15 protein-coding genes are annotated in these 18,061 nt (G+C 34.2%); 4 read left to right on the top strand and 11 right to left on the bottom strand.

Annotated elements, in window-relative coordinates; genetic code table 11:
- Nucleotides 1–169: 169 nt before the first annotated feature.
- Genes ACYSNX_RS05980 through ACYSNX_RS05990 form a run of 3 tightly spaced genes read right to left on the bottom strand, consistent with a single transcriptional unit; the run spans nt 170 to nt 1,982 of the window.
- Entirely contained in the window at nt 170–691 is a 522-nt protein-coding gene (locus tag ACYSNX_RS05980) for a hypothetical protein (RefSeq protein ID WP_461753770.1), read from the bottom strand.
- Nucleotides 692–714: 23 nt separating this feature from the next.
- Nucleotides 715–1,209, bottom strand: coding sequence for a hydrolase (locus ACYSNX_RS05985; protein WP_461753771.1), 495 nt, complete (start codon nt 1,207–1,209; stop codon nt 715–717).
- Between the two features lie 8 nt (nt 1,210–1,217).
- On the bottom strand, nt 1,218–1,982 hold the full coding sequence (locus tag ACYSNX_RS05990) for an MBL fold metallo-hydrolase (protein WP_461753772.1): 765 nt from the start codon (nt 1,980–1,982) through the stop codon (nt 1,218–1,220).
- An 81-nt stretch (nt 1,983–2,063) separates the two neighbouring features.
- Here ACYSNX_RS05990 and ACYSNX_RS05995 point away from each other — a divergent pair, with 81 nt between their 5' ends.
- The 4 genes from ACYSNX_RS05995 (at nt 2,064) to pheT (ending at nt 8,814) form a co-directional block, all read left to right on the top strand.
- Nucleotides 2,064–3,509, top strand: a complete 1,446-nt coding sequence (locus tag ACYSNX_RS05995) for a TonB-dependent receptor (RefSeq protein WP_461753773.1) — start codon at nt 2,064–2,066, stop codon at nt 3,507–3,509.
- Between the two features lie 182 nt (nt 3,510–3,691).
- Nucleotides 3,692–5,863, top strand: a complete 2,172-nt coding sequence (locus ACYSNX_RS06000) for an endonuclease MutS2 (RefSeq protein ID WP_461753774.1) — start codon at nt 3,692–3,694, stop codon at nt 5,861–5,863.
- A 2-nt stretch (nt 5,864–5,865) separates the two neighbouring features.
- Nucleotides 5,866–6,276: a thiol-disulfide oxidoreductase DCC family protein gene (locus tag ACYSNX_RS06005; protein WP_461753775.1), complete on the top strand. Its 411-nt coding sequence runs from the start codon at nt 5,866–5,868 to the stop codon at nt 6,274–6,276.
- Between the two features lie 102 nt (nt 6,277–6,378).
- The gene (gene pheT / locus ACYSNX_RS06010; protein ID WP_461753776.1) at nt 6,379–8,814 is read left to right on the top strand and encodes a phenylalanine--tRNA ligase subunit beta; all 2,436 of its coding nucleotides are present in this window, start codon (nt 6,379–6,381) and stop codon (nt 8,812–8,814) included.
- A gap of 534 nt (nt 8,815–9,348) precedes the next feature.
- Here the strand turns inward: pheT and sucD are convergent.
- The 8 genes from sucD to hutH form a co-directional block, all read right to left on the bottom strand.
- A complete protein-coding gene (sucD, locus tag ACYSNX_RS06015; protein ID WP_461753777.1) occupies nt 9,349–10,221 on the bottom strand; it encodes a succinate--CoA ligase subunit alpha in 873 nt (290 codons plus the stop codon).
- Nucleotides 10,222–10,379: 158 nt separating this feature from the next.
- The gene (locus ACYSNX_RS06020; RefSeq protein ID WP_461753778.1) at nt 10,380–11,315 is read right to left on the bottom strand and encodes a UDP-3-O-(3-hydroxymyristoyl)glucosamine N-acyltransferase; all 936 of its coding nucleotides are present in this window, start codon (nt 11,313–11,315) and stop codon (nt 10,380–10,382) included.
- A 24-nt stretch (nt 11,316–11,339) separates the two neighbouring features.
- Entirely contained in the window at nt 11,340–11,906 is a 567-nt protein-coding gene (gene efp / locus ACYSNX_RS06025) for an elongation factor P (RefSeq protein ID WP_461753779.1), read from the bottom strand.
- 21 nt (nt 11,907–11,927) lie between these two features.
- Nucleotides 11,928–12,713 carry an acyl-ACP--UDP-N-acetylglucosamine O-acyltransferase gene (gene lpxA, locus ACYSNX_RS06030; RefSeq protein ID WP_461753780.1) on the bottom strand — a complete coding sequence of 262 codons (786 nt, stop codon included), beginning with the start codon at nt 12,711–12,713 and terminating at the stop codon, nt 11,928–11,930.
- A gap of 3 nt (nt 12,714–12,716) precedes the next feature.
- Entirely contained in the window at nt 12,717–14,114 is a 1,398-nt protein-coding gene (locus tag ACYSNX_RS06035) for a bifunctional UDP-3-O-[3-hydroxymyristoyl] N-acetylglucosamine deacetylase/3-hydroxyacyl-ACP dehydratase (protein ID WP_461753781.1), read from the bottom strand.
- Nucleotides 14,115–14,160: 46 nt separating this feature from the next.
- A complete protein-coding gene (lpxD, locus tag ACYSNX_RS06040; RefSeq protein WP_461753782.1) occupies nt 14,161–15,177 on the bottom strand; it encodes a UDP-3-O-(3-hydroxymyristoyl)glucosamine N-acyltransferase in 1,017 nt (338 codons plus the stop codon).
- A 30-nt stretch (nt 15,178–15,207) separates the two neighbouring features.
- Nucleotides 15,208–16,446 (bottom strand): HD domain-containing protein, encoded by a 1,239-nt coding sequence (locus tag ACYSNX_RS06045; protein ID WP_461753783.1) that lies wholly within the window; start codon nt 16,444–16,446, stop codon nt 15,208–15,210.
- 95 nt (nt 16,447–16,541) lie between these two features.
- Complete coding sequence (gene hutH, locus ACYSNX_RS06050; protein ID WP_461753784.1) at nt 16,542–18,041, bottom strand: histidine ammonia-lyase; 1,500 nt, start codon at nt 18,039–18,041, stop codon at nt 16,542–16,544.
- Nucleotides 18,042–18,061 lie beyond the last annotated feature (20 nt).

The following is an 18,061-nucleotide window of genomic DNA, read 5'->3' on the forward strand; positions in this document are numbered from 1 at the left end:
AGATAACCCGGTAATATTTAAAAACAGGTAAATATAAACAGAAAGAGGTAAACCATTAAAAGTAATCACTTTTAATAGTTCACCTCTTTGTTTTAAGTCTCCATTTTAAAAAGGGACTTTTTCAGTGCCCTTGTTTAAAACTGGCTCTTCTTTATACTTCTAATTTATTTTAAATAACCTCTTCTTCTTTTGCTCCATAGATGGAAGTCTCACTAGGTACAGCTGCTTTAAAAACAACTTCATCCTTATGACTTAAAACCATTGCTGGCTTAAATTCAAACTTCCAATGGTCTTTAGTATAAAGACCCTGCTCTTGTTTATTCAAGAGAATTCCCTTTGCATGGTTGGGCAAATAAATTTCAACTTTATCCTTATTAGGACTTACTACAACAAAACAGCTAATCCCATTTTGCTCTAGATCGTTTTCTTCTTCGATTTGTTCTTGGGTAACCTTTCCTACTGGAGTTAATCGAAACCCAATTTCAAAAGGTCGAATACAATCCTCAAAAATTTGACTATAGCAGTAACCTTGATCAGGTGCACACTGCGTTGGATCGGCCTCTGGATTAACATCTAAATCTTGCCCGATTACTAAAGCATTATTTTCCATGTTACTCTCTTGCTTGAGGATAAAATCACATGAAAACAAAGACATAGCAACAAGGGGTAAAAAATAAATTATTTTTCTCATATCAAGTCGCAATTTAATAGTACCTATTTTTTGGTATACAATATACTTTGAATAGTAGAAAACTCTGTAGGTTTACCATCTTGGAAAAAATACTGGATCAATACTTCTCCTTTTTGATCTCCTGCATAAAAATCGGCAATAATCCATCGATGATTTAAAAACTGTACCTTATTAATAATACACTTATATCCATCTATCACCCCATACGGGACTAAAGTATTTCCTTGGGCATTATGGTTTAAAGCCAATACTTCTTGTTCTATTTTATGTACATCACTATCTATGGTCTTATAGTTGAAGTACTCCTGGGCTACTGCATTGTTTTCTAGGGCAAAATAATTAGCTAAATCTAATTCTTTTTCAACCTGATGTAAAGAATCTCTTACAATTTCAATACGTTTTTGAGCAATATCTATCCTTTTATCAGCACTTTTACGCATATTATTATTGCTAGCAAACAACAATACGATGATTAAAATAGAAAACATGAAAAGATAGAAAAACACCTTATTTCTCATAGGAATATTTATAGATTAATTTTTAAATTATCAAAGGCCAAATATACATCTTTCGGCAGTACTTTTTGCACCTTTTCATGAAAACCTAGATCTTGAGAAATATGGGTCAAATAAGCCTTTTGGGGTTGTACTTTTTCAATAAACTCCAAAGCCTGTTCTAGGCTAAAATGGGTTGGATGCTCACTTATACGCAAAGCATTTACCACTAAAACTTTACACCCACTTATTTTGTCAATACAAGCCTGGTCTACATATTTAGCATCGGTTATATAAACCAAGTCTCCTAGAATAAATCCCAATATATCTAAATCACCATGTAAAATTGGCAAGGCAGTAATGGGCTTATCCCCTATTTTAAATTCTTGAAAAGCCTCCAAGGCAATTGGTTCTACTTGTGGGGCTCCAGGATATCTATTCTCTGTAGCAAAGATATACTCATAACGTCTTTTTAGGGCATCTAGGACCCTAGGCAGACCATACAATGGCATTGACCCATGAAGGTAACAAAGTGTTCTAATTTCGTCCAAGCCAGCTACGTGATCCGCATGCTCGTGGGTAAATAAAATAGCATCTATTTTATTGCATTTGGCCTTTAGCATTTGCTGGCGAAAATCTGGTCCACAATCAATTAAAATGGTTGTATCTTCCCATTTAATTAAAATTGAACTTCTCAAGCGCTTGTCCTTTTGATTTTTACTTCGTCCAACCGGATGATCTATTCCAATAACTGGAATGCCAACAGAGGTTCCGGTACCTAAAAAATATACTTCCAACTTACTATTTTTTTTACAAAAATAAGCTTTATCTTTTTTTGTTGTACTATATTTATTAGGTTTGTTTAAAAAGCTTAAAACATGGAAAAATTTGCAGAAGATTTAGTATTACAAGGCGATAGAGTTATTGAACATCACCCTGCTATCCAGGACAAAGCATTAATGGTTAATTTAAATAGCAATATTTATGGAACATTTGCCGAAATTGGTGCAGGTCAAGAAACAGTGCGACATTTTTTCCGTGCTGGTGGTTCTTCTAAAACCGTAGCAAAGGCAATTAGTGCTTATGACAAGGTTTTTAGTGACGCCATTTATTCCGTAGAAAAAGATGGCCGTTATGTTACAGAAAGCAGACTAGATAAGATGCTGGAGTATGAAACCCGTAAATTAGAAGAAAGATTAGTGAGACAAAGTAACCCAAATAAGGCCTTTTTCTCCTATGCCAATACAGTAGCTACTATTGATTATGCTAAAAAGAACAAAGGCCATGGTTGGATTGGAATTATGTTTCAGTCAAATGCCAATGAACCTTATAGCAAAATCATTCTACACATACAATTTAAGGAAACCGATTCTAGACTGCAACAAGAAACCTTAGGAATTCTTGGCGTAAACTTAATCTATGGAGCTTTTTATCAAAATCACGATCCTAAAAAACTTATACATAGTTTATATGACCACTTAGATAAAGATCAAATAGAAATAGATACCATTAACTTCTCTGGTCCTTTGTTTGAGAAAATAGACAATCGATTAATGAGTTTATTCTTGGTGAAAAATGGAATGACAGATGCAGTCATGTTTGGTCCTGACGGAAAGAGCCAACTACCTGCAAATGTTTTATTTAGAAAAAATATTTTAGCACTAAGAGGTAGTTTTCGTCCAGTAACCATAGTAAACATGCATATGTATACCAATGCCTTAGAGATGTTTAAACAAGAAAACGACTTAAAAGAGGATCAAACTGCAGTTATCTTCGAGATTACCTTATCCAATCTTTTAATGCAAGGGCACTTGGATGAAACAGACTTTTTACATCGAGCAGATTTACTTTGTTCCTTAGGACAAACGGTGATGATTTCCAATTTCCAAGAATATTATCGTTTGCCGGAATACTTTTCCCAATATACCGATAAGCATATTGCTTTATCAATGGGAGTTAGTAGTATCTTAAATATTTTTGAACAAAAATACTATACCAACCTCTCTGGAGGTATACTAGAGGCATTAGGTAAGCTCTTTAGAAACCAAATGAAAATTTACCTTTATCCTATGAAAAACGATCAAGGAGAAATTATTGACTCTACCAATCTAAAGGTAGATTTACCGGTGAAAGAACTGTATAAGTATTTCAAGAAGAACCAACAAATTGTAGACATCAACAATTATGAGGCACAGACATTAGATGTTTTCTCTAGGGATATTTTAAAGCTCTTACAAGAAAACAAACCTGGATGGGAAAAAAAACTACCCATTGGTATTGCACAAATGATTAAAGAAAAACAATTATTCGGCTACCGTAAATAATAGTTAGAATATACTTAAAAACTCCACAGCGAAAAATTTTGCTGTGGAGTTTTTTATCCTATCTACTACAATACGTGCTTTTTTATTGCTTAGTTTATCTACTTTTGGGGTCTAAAGGCTATAAATTCCCCTTATCTTTATTTAAATAGTAGTACTTTTGTACTTATTTTCCTTTTTAAACAATGGCAACAATAAATAAAAAAACATTACAAGATTTAGAATTCGAAACGGTATTACAAAGCGTTTCCCATTACTGTGTAACAGAACAAGGGAAAGAAGACGCTATGTTAATTACACCATTTAAAACCCAAGAAGATACTTTGAAGGCTTTGAAACAAACCTCTGAGTATGTTTCTTCTTTTACCAATAATAATATTATTCCTAACCATTACTTTGACAGTATTGATTATGAACTTCAATTTCTAGCTATTGAAGATAGTTTTTTAGAAGCCTCAAGTTTTAAAAAAATATATTCTCTTGTAGAGACAACCCTTACTTTAATTGAATTTTTAAATAAATTCCAAACCTATTACCCTCATATTTATCAAGATGCAGCACCTTTGGCATTAGAAAAGCAAATTCTAAAGGCCATTGACCAAGTACTAGATAAATATGGTGAAATCAAAGACAACGCATCTGTAGATTTACAATCTATACGCAGAAACATCAATATTGTAAGAGGTAAAATAAACCAAAGCTTTGGATTTGCACTAACCCAATATAACAACGCAGGTTATTTGGATGATATCCGAGAAACCGTAGTGGAAAATCGCCGTGTATTGGCTGTTACAGCTATGCACAGAAGAAAAGTAAAAGGAAGTGTACTTGGACAAAGTAAAACAGGTAGTATAGTTTATATTGAACCAGAGGCAACTCTTCACTTCTCTCGTGAATTAAATAATTTAGAGTACGAGGAAAGAGAAGAAATCGTACGTATTTTAAAACACCTTACCAATACACTACGACCTTTCTTACAGGTATTAAAGCAGTATAAAGCATTTTTGATTCATATCGATATCACAAGTGCTAAGGCCAAGTATGCGAATAAAATAAATGCTTTACTTCCAAATATTAATAACGAAAGAGTATTGTATTTCAAAGAGGCCTTCCACCCTATCTTACTTTTAAACAATAAAGCAAAGCGCAAACCAACCTTTGCCCAGACTATACAGTTAGACGAGCAAGGTAGAATCATTGTAATCTCTGGACCTAATGCCGGAGGAAAGAGTATTACTTTAAAAACCATTGGTCTTTTACAATTAATGCTACAATCTGGTTTACTTATTCCAGTAGATCAAAGAAGTACTACTTTTTTATTCGATAGAATTCTTACCGACATTGGAGATAACCAGAGTATAGAGAACCATTTAAGTACTTATAGTTATCGATTAAAAAACATGAATTACTTTTTAAAGAAATGTAATGAAAACACTTTGTTTTTAATTGATGAGTTTGGTACAGGTTCCGACCCTGAATTAGGAGGTGCCTTAGCAGAGGTGTTTTTAGAAGAGTTTTACCAAAGAAATGCCTTTGGAATCATCACCACTCACTATACCAACTTAAAGATTCTAGCCGATGAACTTCCAAATGCTACCAATGCCAATATGCTCTTTGATGAAAGAACACTTGAGCCTTTATATAAATTAAATGTTGGTCAAGCAGGTAGCTCGTTCACCTTTGAGGTAGCTCAAAAAAATGGTATCCCTTTTAGTCTTATTAATAGGGCGAAGAAAAAAGTAGAATCTGACAAAGTTCGCTTTGATAAAACTATTGCAAATCTGCAAAAGGAAAGACATAAATTAGAGAGAACCTCCAATAATTTAAAACAAGAGGAATCTAAAGCTAGAGAAGAAAGCTTAAAAATGCAGGACATTAATGGAAAGATCCAAGATAAGCTCTACCGCTATCAAGAGCTCTTTGATGCCAACCAACGTTTGGTATACCTAGGTCAAAAGATAGATGACCTATCTTTAAAATACTTTAATAATAAAAGCAAGAAATCTCTTTTCTCTGAAATTTTAAAAGTAGTTGAAATTGAAAACTCAAAGCGAAAACAACAAACTGTAAAAGAGCAGAAACAAAAACAAATAGAACAAAAAACAATACAAGCCGAAGTAGACAAGAAGATTGAAAAAATCCGAGAGCAGAAAAAACAAGAAAAAATCCTAAAGGTTCAACAAGACCAAAACAAACCTAAGTTTCCTTTAAAAGTTGGAGATAGAGTTAGGATGATAGACGGAAGAGCTGTTGGAAGTATAGATAATATTGAAAAAAATACAGCAACAGTAAACTATGGTATCTTCACCTCAAAGGTTTCTTTAGATCAGCTTGAAATGGTAGAAAGAAAAAAATAATCATGGAATTACCACAAGATAAAAGTATAATACTCTTTGATGGGGTTTGCAATTTATGTGATAATGTTGTACAGCGCATTATAAAGGCCGATAAAAAGGATCAATTTCGATTTATAGCCTTACAAAGCGACAAGGGTAAAACACTATTGACACACCTAGGTATTAAACCTATAGTTATGGATAGCATTGTCTTTTACCAACCAGGTAAAGGACATTGGATAAAATCTCAGGCAGTTGTACATATAGCAGCCCAATTAAAAGGTGGATATCGCATTGTTTGTCTTGCTAGTTTATTTCCACAATCCTGGATGGATAAACTTTATGAGGTAGTAGCAAGTAATAGATACCGCCTTTTTGGTAAAAAATCATCCTGCCTATTACCTGATAAAAAAACACTTGATAAATTTTTGTAATTTTTTCTTGCTCAGATAGATAAAATACACATAAATCTTCGCTTTTTATTTCCCTTAAACTATCGCAATGCTTATATTTGCGTACTCAAAAAAATTATTCGAATGCATATTTCATACAATTGGTTAAAACAATTCATAAAATTAGACATTACACCGGAACAAACTTCAGAAATCTTAACAGACTTAGGTCTTGAAGTTGAGGGTATTACTCATTACGAGAGCCTAAAAGGTGGTTTAAAAGGAGTTGTTGTTGGACACGTATTGTCATGTACCAAACATCCTAACGCTGATAAATTAAATGTAACTAAAGTTGATTTAGGTACGGGCGAGCCAGTACAAATAGTTTGTGGTGCTCCAAATGTAGCTCAAGGACAAAAAGTCCCTGTAGCAACCATTGGTACAGAGCTATTTGATCAAGATGGCAACGCATTTCAAATTAAAAAAGGAAAAATTCGCTCTGAAGAAAGCTTTGGAATGATTTGTTCTGAGGTAGAACTAGGTGTAGGAAAAGATTCCTCTGGAATTATGGTTTTAGACCCAAGTCTTGCCCCTGGAACTCCAATGGCTAAAGTATTCAATATTGCCACAGATGAAGTATTCGAAATTGGGTTAACACCAAACCGCTCTGACGCTATGAGTCACTGGGGAGTTGCTCGTGATTTACGTGCAGGTCTTTTACAAAACGCCAATAACGAAATTCAACACCAAGAATTAATTACTCCTTCTGTAAGTAAATTCAAAGTAGAACAACGTACCTTAAAAATTGATGTTACCGTAGAGGATTATAAAAAAGCACCTCGTTACTGTGGAGTTACTATCTCAGGTATTGAGGTAAAAGAATCTCCAGAGTGGCTACAAAATAGATTAAAAGCAATTGGAATCACGCCAAAGAACAATATTGTGGATGTTACCAACTATGTACTTCACGATTTAGGCCAACCTCTACATGCTTTTGATGCAGCAAAAATCAAAGGAGGAAAAATCCAAGTTAAAACATTGCCACAAGGAACTAAGTTTATCACTTTGGACGGTGTAGAACGTACCTTAGACCAAAATGACTTAATGATTTGTGATGAGAATGGTCCAATGTGTCTTGCTGGAGTGTTCGGTGGATTAAAATCCTCTGTTACAGAGAATACTACATCTATCTTTTTAGAAAGTGCTTACTTCGACCCAGTTGTAGTAAGAAAAGCTGCTAAAAGACATGGACTAAATACAGATTCCTCTTTCCGTTTTGAAAGAGGAATTGACCCATCTATTACAGAATATGCTTTAAAGCATGCTGCTTTATTGATTCAAAAAGTAGCAGGTGGAGAGATAACTTCTGATATTATAGATCTTTATCCTAAGAAAATCGAGGACCACTCTGTTTTCTTAAACTTTAATAACATTAATAGAATCTTAGGAGAAGAAATCTCTAAAGAGACTATTAAAAAGATTTTAGTTACTTTAGATATTAAAGTACATAGCATGAGCGATCTAGGACTGGGTATTACTGTACCTGCTTATCGAGCGGATGTAACTAGAGAAATTGACGTAATTGAGGAAATTTTACGCGTATATGGTTTCAATAACATTAAGATTTCTTCTAAATTAAACGCTACTATTTCTAATAGCTCTAGAACAGAAGACCACAAAATTCAAAATATTGTATCTAATTTATTAGTAGCTCAAGGTTTCCATGAAATCATGAACAACTCTTTGACTACTCCTGCTTACAATGAATTAACGGAATCTGTAAAAGAAAGCTTTCAAGTAGACATCTTAAACCCTTTAAGTTCAGACTTAAGTGTAATGAGACAAACTCTACTTTTCGGTGGATTAGAAGCAATCTCTTATAATATCAACCGCAAAAGATCGGATTTAAAGTTATTTGAATTTGGAAAAATTTACCAAAAGAAACTAACTACTTACGAAGAGCATAAAAACTTTAGCTTATTTGCTACTGGGAATACAGTGAAAGCGTCATGGAATACACAACAAAGAAGCTTAGACTTTTTTGACTTTAAGGGATACATCAACGCACTTTTATCTCGTCTAGGTTTAAATAAAATTCAAACCACTCCTATTGAGAGCGATATCTTTTCAGAAGGAATTGCTTATACTTTAGGAAAAGAGACTATTGTAGAGTTTGGTATCTTGAAAAAGAGTATTACTAAAGCTTTCGATATCAAACAAGAGGTATTCTACGCTGATTTCCAATGGGAAAATATCATAAAAGTATTAAGCAATAAAATCAAATTTACAGAAATCAATAAATACCCTTCTGTAAAAAGAGATTACGCTTTACTAATTGACGAAGCAGTAACCTTTGAACAAATCCACAATCTTGTTAAACAAGTGGATAAAAACATCATTAAAGACGTTACTTTATTTGACTTCTACCAAGGAGATAAAATAGAACAAGGTAAAAAATCTTATGCTATTTCTATCTTAATGCAAGATGCAAGTAAAACACTAACAGATAACCAGGTAGAAAAAATAATGGGTAAAATTAAATACCAATTAGAAAACAACCTTGGTGCTCAATTGAGATAACAACAAAAGGGATATTCCAATATGGAGTATCCCTTTTTTTATTACAAAACACGCTCTTCAGCTTAAAATAAGCTTATTTTAAAAGTGTTTAATAAAATTACACTCTTGGCTATGGTTTTTTAATATAGTAGCTTAAAAAGCGCTATATAAGCGTATTACCTCCCCTATCACCTACTTGTTTTCATTTTCTTGACAGCAATGCCTTATTTGTTTATTTCTGACTTTGAATTACATATGTTTGGCTTGCTTTGGCAAATATTGATCCAATAGACTTTATTTGGTCTCTACAAATTTATAAGCGATAAATATCCTATCAAGCCAAGCCTATGGCATAATCAAACACAACTATAGACTAAAAGTATATTACTGTAACTAGAGTATTACAAAACTATACCTCTTAGATCTATATGCCAACCAACCCTCCAAAAAAATAAACACGCTTACTTTTCAAACAAATCCTAATTATACAGCAATAAAAAAAGGCTATTCCACTTGGGAATAGCCTTTTTTATGATAGATAGAAAAAGTTAGGGATTATCCTAAAACTTCTTTTACTTTTAATCCAATTTCAGCTGGTGAATCAACAACGTGGATACCACATTCTCTCATGATTCGTTTTTTAGCAGCAGCAGTATCATCGCTTCCACCTACAATAGCACCTGCGTGCCCCATTGTTCTTCCAACTGGAGCAGTTTCTCCTGCGATAAATCCGATAACAGGTTTTCTGTTTCCGTCTTCTTTAATCCAACGAGCAGCATCAGCTTCTAATTGACCTCCAATTTCACCAATCATAATGATTGCTTCAGTCTCAGGGTCATTCATTAATAATTGAACTGCTTCTTTAGTTGAAGTTCCAATGATTGGGTCTCCACCAATTCCGATTGCAGTTGTAACACCTAAACCTTGTTTAACAACTTGGTCAGCTGCTTCATACGTTAAAGTTCCTGATTTAGAAACGATTCCAACAGTACCTTTCTTAAATACAAAACCTGGCATAATACCAACTTTAGCTTCACCTGGTGTGATTACACCTGGACAGTTAGGTCCAACTAAACGACAGTCTCTATCTTGGATGTAAGCATAAGCTTTAATCATATCAGCAACAGGAATTCCTTCTGTAATACAAATAATAACTTTGATTCCAGCATCAGCAGCTTCCATAATAGCATCAGCAGCAAACGCTGGTGGTACGAAGATAATAGAAGTATCAGCTCCTGCTTTCTCTACTGCATCAGCAACAGTGTTAAACACTGGACGATCTAAATGAGTGCTTCCTCCTTTACCTGGAGTAACTCCACCTACAACATTTGTCCCGTATTCAATCATTTGAGAAGCGTGGAAAGTACCTTCACTTCCAGTAAACCCTTGAACGATTACCTTTGAATTTTTATTTACTAAAACACTCATGATTTTGTTTTTAATTATTTAAACATAGTTATACAAAAATAAACAATTCTACGCTAGAATAAAATTTTTTGTTGCTTAACTATATCTGGTTTGACTAATAATTGTTTGACTTGCTATAAAAACACCCTTTAAAAGGTTTTTTGACCATTTACCAAGGGTTATATAGACTTTACTTTTTCTAAAATCGACGGGATTCTCTTAATATTGGCTAATTGCTTCAACATATCTCGAGACTCCTGTGCTGGATAACCAAAGTAAACTTTACCTCCAGCTAGAGATTTAGAAATTCCAGATTGAGCTAAAATTACCGCCTTAGAACCAATTGTTATACCACTAGTGGTACCAACTTGCCCCCAAAGAGTAACTTCATCTTCTATAATTACACAGCCTGCAATTCCACATTGAGCAGCAATTAAACAACGCTTACCTACTGTAGTATCGTGACCAATATGTACTTGGTTGTCGATCTTTGCTCCTTCTTGTATAAGAGTATCTCCGGTAACACCTCTGTCAATAGTACATAAAGCACCTATTCCAACGTTATCTTCAATAACAACTCTTCCACAAGAAATCAAAGGATCAAATCCTTCTGGCCTTTTCTTATAGTAGAAGGCGTCTGCACCTAAAATAGTTCCAGCACCAATTACCACGTTATTACCAATAATGGCACCATCGTGAATAACTACATTTGGATGAATAACACAGTTTTTACCGATAACCACATTGTGCCCAATAAACACATTAGGTTGTACAACGGTACCTTCCCCTATTACTGCATCCTTTGCTTGCAAGATTTCTGCTGGTTTGAAAGGGTTGAAAAAAGTAGATAACTTATTGAAGTCTCTCCATGGATCCTCGGATACAAGCAACGCCTTACCCTGTGGACATGGTACATCTTTATTGATTAATATAATAGTGGCATTAGATTCTAAAGCCTTATCATAATACTTAGGATGATCCACAAAAACTATTTCTCCCTCTTGTACAACGTGAATTTCGTTAATACCATAAACAGGAAAATCTGGCTCACCTACAAACTCACACCCAATAATTTGAGCAATGGTTTGCAAGTCTTGAACTTTTTCAAAACGCATAACCTAACTATACTAAAAAGTGAATTATTCTTTAATACGCTCCATGTAAGAACCTGAAGCTGTATCTACTTTAATTTTATCTCCTTCATTGATAAATAAAGGAACATTGATGCTAGCACCAGTTTCAACAGTAGCAGGTTTTGTTGCGTTTGTTGCAGTATTACCTTTTACTCCTGGCTCTGTATAAGTAACTTCTAAAATAACAGAAGCTGGCATATCAACAGCTAAAGGAAGGTCCGTTTCAGTGTTGATTTGAACCATTACCATTTCTCCTTCTTTTAATAATTCTGGAGCATCTAAAATATCTTTTAATAAAGTAATTTGTTCGTAGTTCTCCACATTCATAAAATGAAATTGGTCTCCCTCTGGGTATAAATATTGGAATTTATGTGTTTCTACACGAACCTCGTCAATTTTATGTCCTGCAGAGAAAGTATTTTCTAATACTTTTCCATTTGTTAAACTTTTCATTTTAGTTCTAACAAAAGCAGGTCCCTTTCCAGGTTTTACATGTAAAAATTCAACAATCTTATAAATATCATTATTGTATTTTATACATAAACCATTTCTAATATCAGCTGTAGTTGCCATTTTCTAAATTATTTTTATTTATTAATACATTCCTGAATATCCTCTCATAATTCCTCTTGAAGAATTACGGATAAACATGATTATTTCATCTCTCTCTGGAGTTGCTTCCATTTCCGTTTCGATAATTTCTAAAGCTTGAGTCGTATTGTAATTCTTTTGATATAAAATACGGTAAATAGCTTGAATCTCACGAATCTTCTCTGGATCAAAACCTCTACGACGCAATCCTACTGAATTTATTCCAGCATAAGAAATTGGCTCTCTTGCAGCTTTAATGAATGGGGGAACGTCTTTACGAACTAAAGTTCCTCCTGTTATAAAAGAATGCGATCCAATTGTACAAAACTGGTGAACTGCAACTAGACCTGCTAAAACAACATAGTCTCCTACAGTTACGTGTCCTGCTAAAGTACTTGAGTTAGAGAATATACAGTTATCTCCCACAATACAATCGTGAGCAATATGGCTATAGGCTTGAATTAAACAATTCTTTCCTACTACTGTTCTATATCTATCCTTTGTACCTCTATTTATAGTCACACACTCGCGAATTGTTGTATTATCTCCAATTTCTACAGTAGTGATTTCTCCATCAAATTTTAAATCTTGGGGATCAGCAGAAATTACAGTCCCTGGAAAAATTTTACAGTTTTTTCCAATTCTTGCACCTTCCATGATTGTTACGTTTGATCCAATCCAAGTCCCTTCACCAATTTCAACATTATTATGAATCGTTGTAAATGGCTCAATAACAACATTTCGTGCTATCTTGGCTCCTGGATGAACATATGCTAAAGGCTGATTCATATATTATTCTATATTTGGTTTTTTTGATATTTGAGCCATTAATTCAGCCTCCGCTACTAACTTACCGTTTGCATAAGCATAAGCTTGCATATGACAAATTCCGCGGCGAATAGGTGTAATTAATTCTAATTTGAATATTAGGGTATCCCCTGGCAATACTTTGTTTTTGAATTTAACATTATCCATTTTCATGAAATACGTTAAATAGTTTTGTGGATCTGGAACTGTACTCAAAATAAGAATACCTCCAGATTGAGCCATGGCCTCACAAATCAATACTCCTGGCATAACCGGAGCACCTGGGAAATGTCCAACAAAAAACTCTTCGTTCATTGTAACATTTTTAACCCCTACAACGTGAGTTGGTGACATCTCCAAAATTTTATCTACCAATAAAAATGGTGGACGGTGAGGTAAAAGTTGCATGATTTTCACCACATCCATTAAAGGCTCAGCATGCAAATCATAGCTAGGCACTTGGTTGCGCTTCTCATCACGAATAATCTTTGACATCTTTTTAGCAAATGCAGTATTTACAGCATGCCCTGGTTTATTTGCAATAATTTTACCGCGAATACGCGTTCCAATTAAAGCCAAATCTCCAATAACATCTAATAACTTATGTCTTGCTGCCTCATTGGGGTAATGCAATGTTAAGTTATCTAATACACCATTAGGCTTTACAGAAATTTGCTCTTTCCCAAAAGCTTTTTTCAGATGCCCCATTGTTTCTTCCGAGATTTCTTTATCTACGTAAACAATAGCATTATTTAAATCCCCACCTTTAATAAGTCCGTTGGCTAAAAGAGCTTCTAATTCATGTAAGAAACTAAATGTTCTTGCCTCTGAGATTTCTTCTTTAAAATCTTCTAAACTTTTTAATGTAGCATTTTGAGTTCCTAAAACCTTAGTTCCAAAGTCAACCATAGCGGTTACTTGGTAAGAATCGCTAGGCATGATAATGATTTCACTACCAGTCTCATCATCTACATAGGAAATTACTTCTTTAACAATATACTCTTCTCTTTGTGCATCTTGCTCTACTACACCAGCTTTTTCAACAGCTTCCACAAAGTACTTAGAGGAACCATCCATAATTGGAGGTTCTGAGGCATTAAGCTCAATGATTACGTTATCTAAATCACATCCAACAAAAGCAGCTAAAACGTGTTCTGTGGTTTGTACGCGAACTCCTTTTTTTTCTAAGTTTGTCCCACGTTGTGTATTAACTACATAATTAGCATCCGCTTCAATTATAGGATGACCTTCTAAATCCACTCTAACAAAGGTAAAACCATTATTTACTGGAGCTGGCTTTAGTGTCATAGTTACCTCTTGACCTGTATGAAGACCTACCCCTTTTAAGGTTACTTCGTTTTGGATGGTTTTTTGTTTAACCATAATTAATTTCCTTTACTATTTATAATAGATTCTTTTAAATACTCACTTAAATTTTCTTTTTCAACTCTTTTAAATCCTCTACAATTTGCGGTAGATTTTTAAAATGGATAAAAGAGCGTAAAAATTCATTACTTGGAATAGCTGGAGTCCCTTGAACTACACCATTAGTTGGCACACTTCTAGTTACACCTGTTTGAGCTTGGATCTTTACATTATCTCCAATAGAAATATGTCCAACAATACCTACTTGTCCTCCAAACATACAGTTTTTACCAACTTTAGTAGACCCTGCAATACCTGTTTGAGACGCTATTACAGTATTCTCACCTATTTCAACATTATGGGCAATTTGAATTTGGTTATCCAATTTAACCCCTTTACGTATAATAGTAGATCCAAGAGTAGCTCTATCGATTGTTGTAGAAGCACCAATTTCAACATCATCTTCAATGATAACATTTCCAATTTGTGGCACTTTAGAATAACTGCCATCCTCGTTTGGTGCAAAACCAAAACCATCTGAACCAATAATACTACCAGAGTGAATAGTACAGTTATTTCCGATTTGAGTTTCTGAATAAATTCGTACTCCTGCAAATAACACTACGTTATCTCCAATAACTACATTATCTCCTATAAAAGAATTTGGGTAAATTTTTACATTTTCCCCTATTTTCGTGTTTTTTCCTATATAAGAAAAACTCCCCAGGTATAATCCATCTCCATGCGTACTACCCTCTGAAATAACAGAAGGCTGCTCTATACCAGATTTACTTAATTTCACCTCGTTATAGAACTGTAATAACTTGGAAAATGACTTATAGGCATCCTCTACTTTAATTAAAGTAGCTTTAATAGGTCGCTCTGGTTCAAATGTTTTATTTACAATCACCACAGAAGCCTCTGTAGTATAAATATGCTGTATATATTTAGGGTTAGCTAAGAAACTTAACGAACCTTCTTTTCCTTCTTCAATTTTAGATAAAGAACTAACTTCAATAGTAGGATCCCCTACTATCTCTCCTTCTAAAACTGATGCGATTTGTTCTGCTGCTATTTTCATTAGGGCAAAAATATAAAATATAATTGAAATTTATGGCTCTAAAGTGCTTTTTGGGTAACAAAGCAAATACTTTGTCACAGGTTTGCTTAGGGCCTTGAGATTTAAATGATCGGAAACCGTTAGAATATCCCTGATACTTCCATTTTTTTTCAAGATCATAATCGGCTGTTGCTCTCTACTATAGGCGCTATTTTTAACCTTTCCCTTGAATACAAAATACTTTAAAGCCTGTTTACTCAAGCTCGACTCTAACGCGATTTTATTTGTTTTATTTTCTAGCTTTTCAGCCAATTCTTGCTTATCACTAATCACCTCTATTTGTAACAAATCGCGATTAACAATCATATTACTCAATTTTGACAGGATAAAATCGTCATGAAATTGCCATGACTTTAATGCTCCCATAATATCTGAATCATCTAAAAGAGCAAATTTGTCAAGTGCTCTTTGATCAAAATCTTTGGCATCTATTTGATTTTCCAGGAAGAAAAGCAGTGCCTCACTAGCCCATAGTTTAACTCCTTCTTGGGCTAGTTCTTTTGCTCTTTTTAATACTCTGACTAGAATCATTTCAGCACAAACACTAGTCTTGTGCAAATAAGCCTGCCAATACATTAGGCGTCTTGCTACTAAAAACATTTCCACAGAATAAATTCCCTTTTGCTCCACCACTAAAGTATCCTCGACCACATTTAACATCTGAATCAAACGTTCTGAATTAATATTACCTTCGGCAACACCAGAATAAAAACTATCTCTTTTAAGATAATCCATCCTATCCATATCTAATTGACTACTAATTAATTGAAACATGAATTTACGATAATACTCGCCTTTAAAGATTTTTATGGCCAAATCCAGTTGCCCATCAAATTCAACATTCAATCGATTCATAAAATACAATGAAATATCCTCATGAACCACTTGCTCAACAATACTGTGCTCCATTGCATGAGAGAAAGGACCATGCCCAATATCATGCAATAAAATAGCCACATACAAAGCCGTTTCTTCCTCTTGCGAAATGACTACATTTTTAAAACGTAGCACTTGCACTGCTTTTTGCATTAAATGCATACAACCAATAGCATGATGAAAACGGGTATGATGTGCCCCTGGATAAACCAAATAGGAAACTCCCATTTGAGAAATCCGTCTTAGACGCTGAAAATAAGGATGTTCAATTAAATCATATACCAAGGAGTTAGGTATAGAGATAAACCCATAAATTGGGTCATTTAGAATCTTTAATTTATTGATGGGTCTCAAATATATTTCTTTTTAAATCGTGGATCACAAATATAACAATATATAAAAAAAACTGCACTTTATTACTAAAATAAAGTGCAGTTTATAGTATATTTTTAATTTTCTATATCAATTTGAAAAGAATCCAAAAATCCAATGGTCTTTTCGATATCATAATGTAACACGCGATCTTTTTCAACAAAATCAACTTCTTCTCGGTAAGCTGCTATAAATGACTCGAGAAACACACTCGATTTAAGAGGTCTTCTAAATTCTAAAGCTTGAGCTGCATTTAATAATTCTATAGCTAAAATACGCTCCAAATTATCCACTATACGCAATGCTTTAGTTGCAGCATTAGCCCCCATACTAACGTGATCCTCTTGTCCATTACTAGAAACAATACTATCTACACTACTAGGTGTAGCCAATTGCTTATTCTGACTTGCAATACTAGCAGCAGTATACTGAGGAATCATAAGACCGGAATTCAATCCTGGATTAGACACTAAAAAGGCAGGAAGCCCCCTTGTTCCACTTATTAATTGGTAGGTACGTCTTTCTGAGATACTTCCTAATTCCGCTAAAGCTATAGATAAGAAATCTAAAGAGATAGCTAAAGGCTGTCCATGGAAGTTACCTCCAGAGACAATAATATCTTCTTTATAAAAAATATTTGGATTATCTGTTACCGAATTTATTTCTGTTTTAAAAACCCTGTCTACATAGTCAATAGCATCTTTAGATGCCCCGTGCACTTGAGGTATACAACGGAAAGAGTATGGATCTTGCACGTGTTTTTTCTCCTGAGCAATTAATTCAGACCCTTGTAGAACATCATTAAAGAACTGAGCTGTCACTATTTGCCCCTTATGTGGTCTAACATAATGGATAAGCTCATTGAAAGGCTCTATTCTACCGTCAAATCCCTCTAGAGAAACTGCAGCAATAAGATCCGATAAATAAGAAAGCTTTTTAGTTTTACTAAGAATATAGCAACCATAAGCGCTCATAAACTGGGTTCCATTTAAAAGAGCTAAGCCCTCTTTGCTTTGCAATTTAATTGGCTCCCAACCAAAACGCTCCAGCACCTTACTTGCAGGTTGTCTAAAGCCATCTACATATACTTCTCCTTTTCCAATTAGTGGTAAAGCTAAATGTGCTAAGGGTGATAAATCTCCTGAAGCACCTAAGGAACCTTGGTCATAGACTACAGGTAAAACGTCGTTATTGAAAAAGTCCATTAAACGCTCTACTGTTTGTAACTGAACCCCAGAGTTACCATAACTCAAAGATTTGATTTTCAAAACAAGCATCAGTCTCACGATTTGTTCCGGAACTAATTCTCCAGTACCACAAGCATGAGACATTACTAGGTTTTCTTGTAACTCGGAAAGCTGATCCGATGGAATCTTCACATCACATAAGGAACCAAATCCAGTGTTAATTCCATAAATAGGAGCTTGTTGCTCTTTGAGTTTATTATCCAAATACTCCCTACAATTTACAATATTGGCCCTGGCCTCTTCCGATAAATCAATTTTACCATAAGCTAAAATATCTTGTAACTTTGCAATTGTAAGCACATTTGAACTAATATAATGTATTTCTTCCATAATTAATTTGGTGGTTATTG

This window comes from Myroides sp. LJL115 (assembly GCF_054871665.1).

Coding starts and splice junctions, on each gene's coding strand:
- ACYSNX_RS05985 (WP_461753771.1), bottom strand. CDS start 1,209: ATGAGAAATAAGGTGTTTTTCTATCTTTTCATGTTTTCTATTTTAATC.
- lpxA (WP_461753780.1), bottom strand. CDS start 12,713: ATGAATCAGCCTTTAGCATATGTTCATCCAGGAGCCAAGATAGCACGA.
- sucD (WP_461753777.1), bottom strand. CDS start 10,221: ATGAGTGTTTTAGTAAATAAAAATTCAAAGGTAATCGTTCAAGGGTTT.
- pheT (WP_461753776.1), top strand. CDS start 6,379: ATGCATATTTCATACAATTGGTTAAAACAATTCATAAAATTAGACATT.
- hutH (WP_461753784.1), bottom strand. CDS start 18,041: ATGGAAGAAATACATTATATTAGTTCAAATGTGCTTACAATTGCAAAG.
- ACYSNX_RS06035 (WP_461753781.1), bottom strand. CDS start 14,114: ATGGTTAAACAAAAAACCATCCAAAACGAAGTAACCTTAAAAGGGGTA.
- ACYSNX_RS05995 (WP_461753773.1), top strand. CDS start 2,064: ATGGAAAAATTTGCAGAAGATTTAGTATTACAAGGCGATAGAGTTATT.
- ACYSNX_RS06000 (WP_461753774.1), top strand. CDS start 3,692: ATGGCAACAATAAATAAAAAAACATTACAAGATTTAGAATTCGAAACG.
- lpxD (WP_461753782.1), bottom strand. CDS start 15,177: ATGAAAATAGCAGCAGAACAAATCGCATCAGTTTTAGAAGGAGAGATA.
- ACYSNX_RS06020 (WP_461753778.1), bottom strand. CDS start 11,315: ATGCGTTTTGAAAAAGTTCAAGACTTGCAAACCATTGCTCAAATTATT.
- ACYSNX_RS05980 (WP_461753770.1), bottom strand. CDS start 691: ATGAGAAAAATAATTTATTTTTTACCCCTTGTTGCTATGTCTTTGTTT.
- efp (WP_461753779.1), bottom strand. CDS start 11,906: ATGGCAACTACAGCTGATATTAGAAATGGTTTATGTATAAAATACAAT.
- ACYSNX_RS06005 (WP_461753775.1), top strand. CDS start 5,866: ATGGAATTACCACAAGATAAAAGTATAATACTCTTTGATGGGGTTTGC.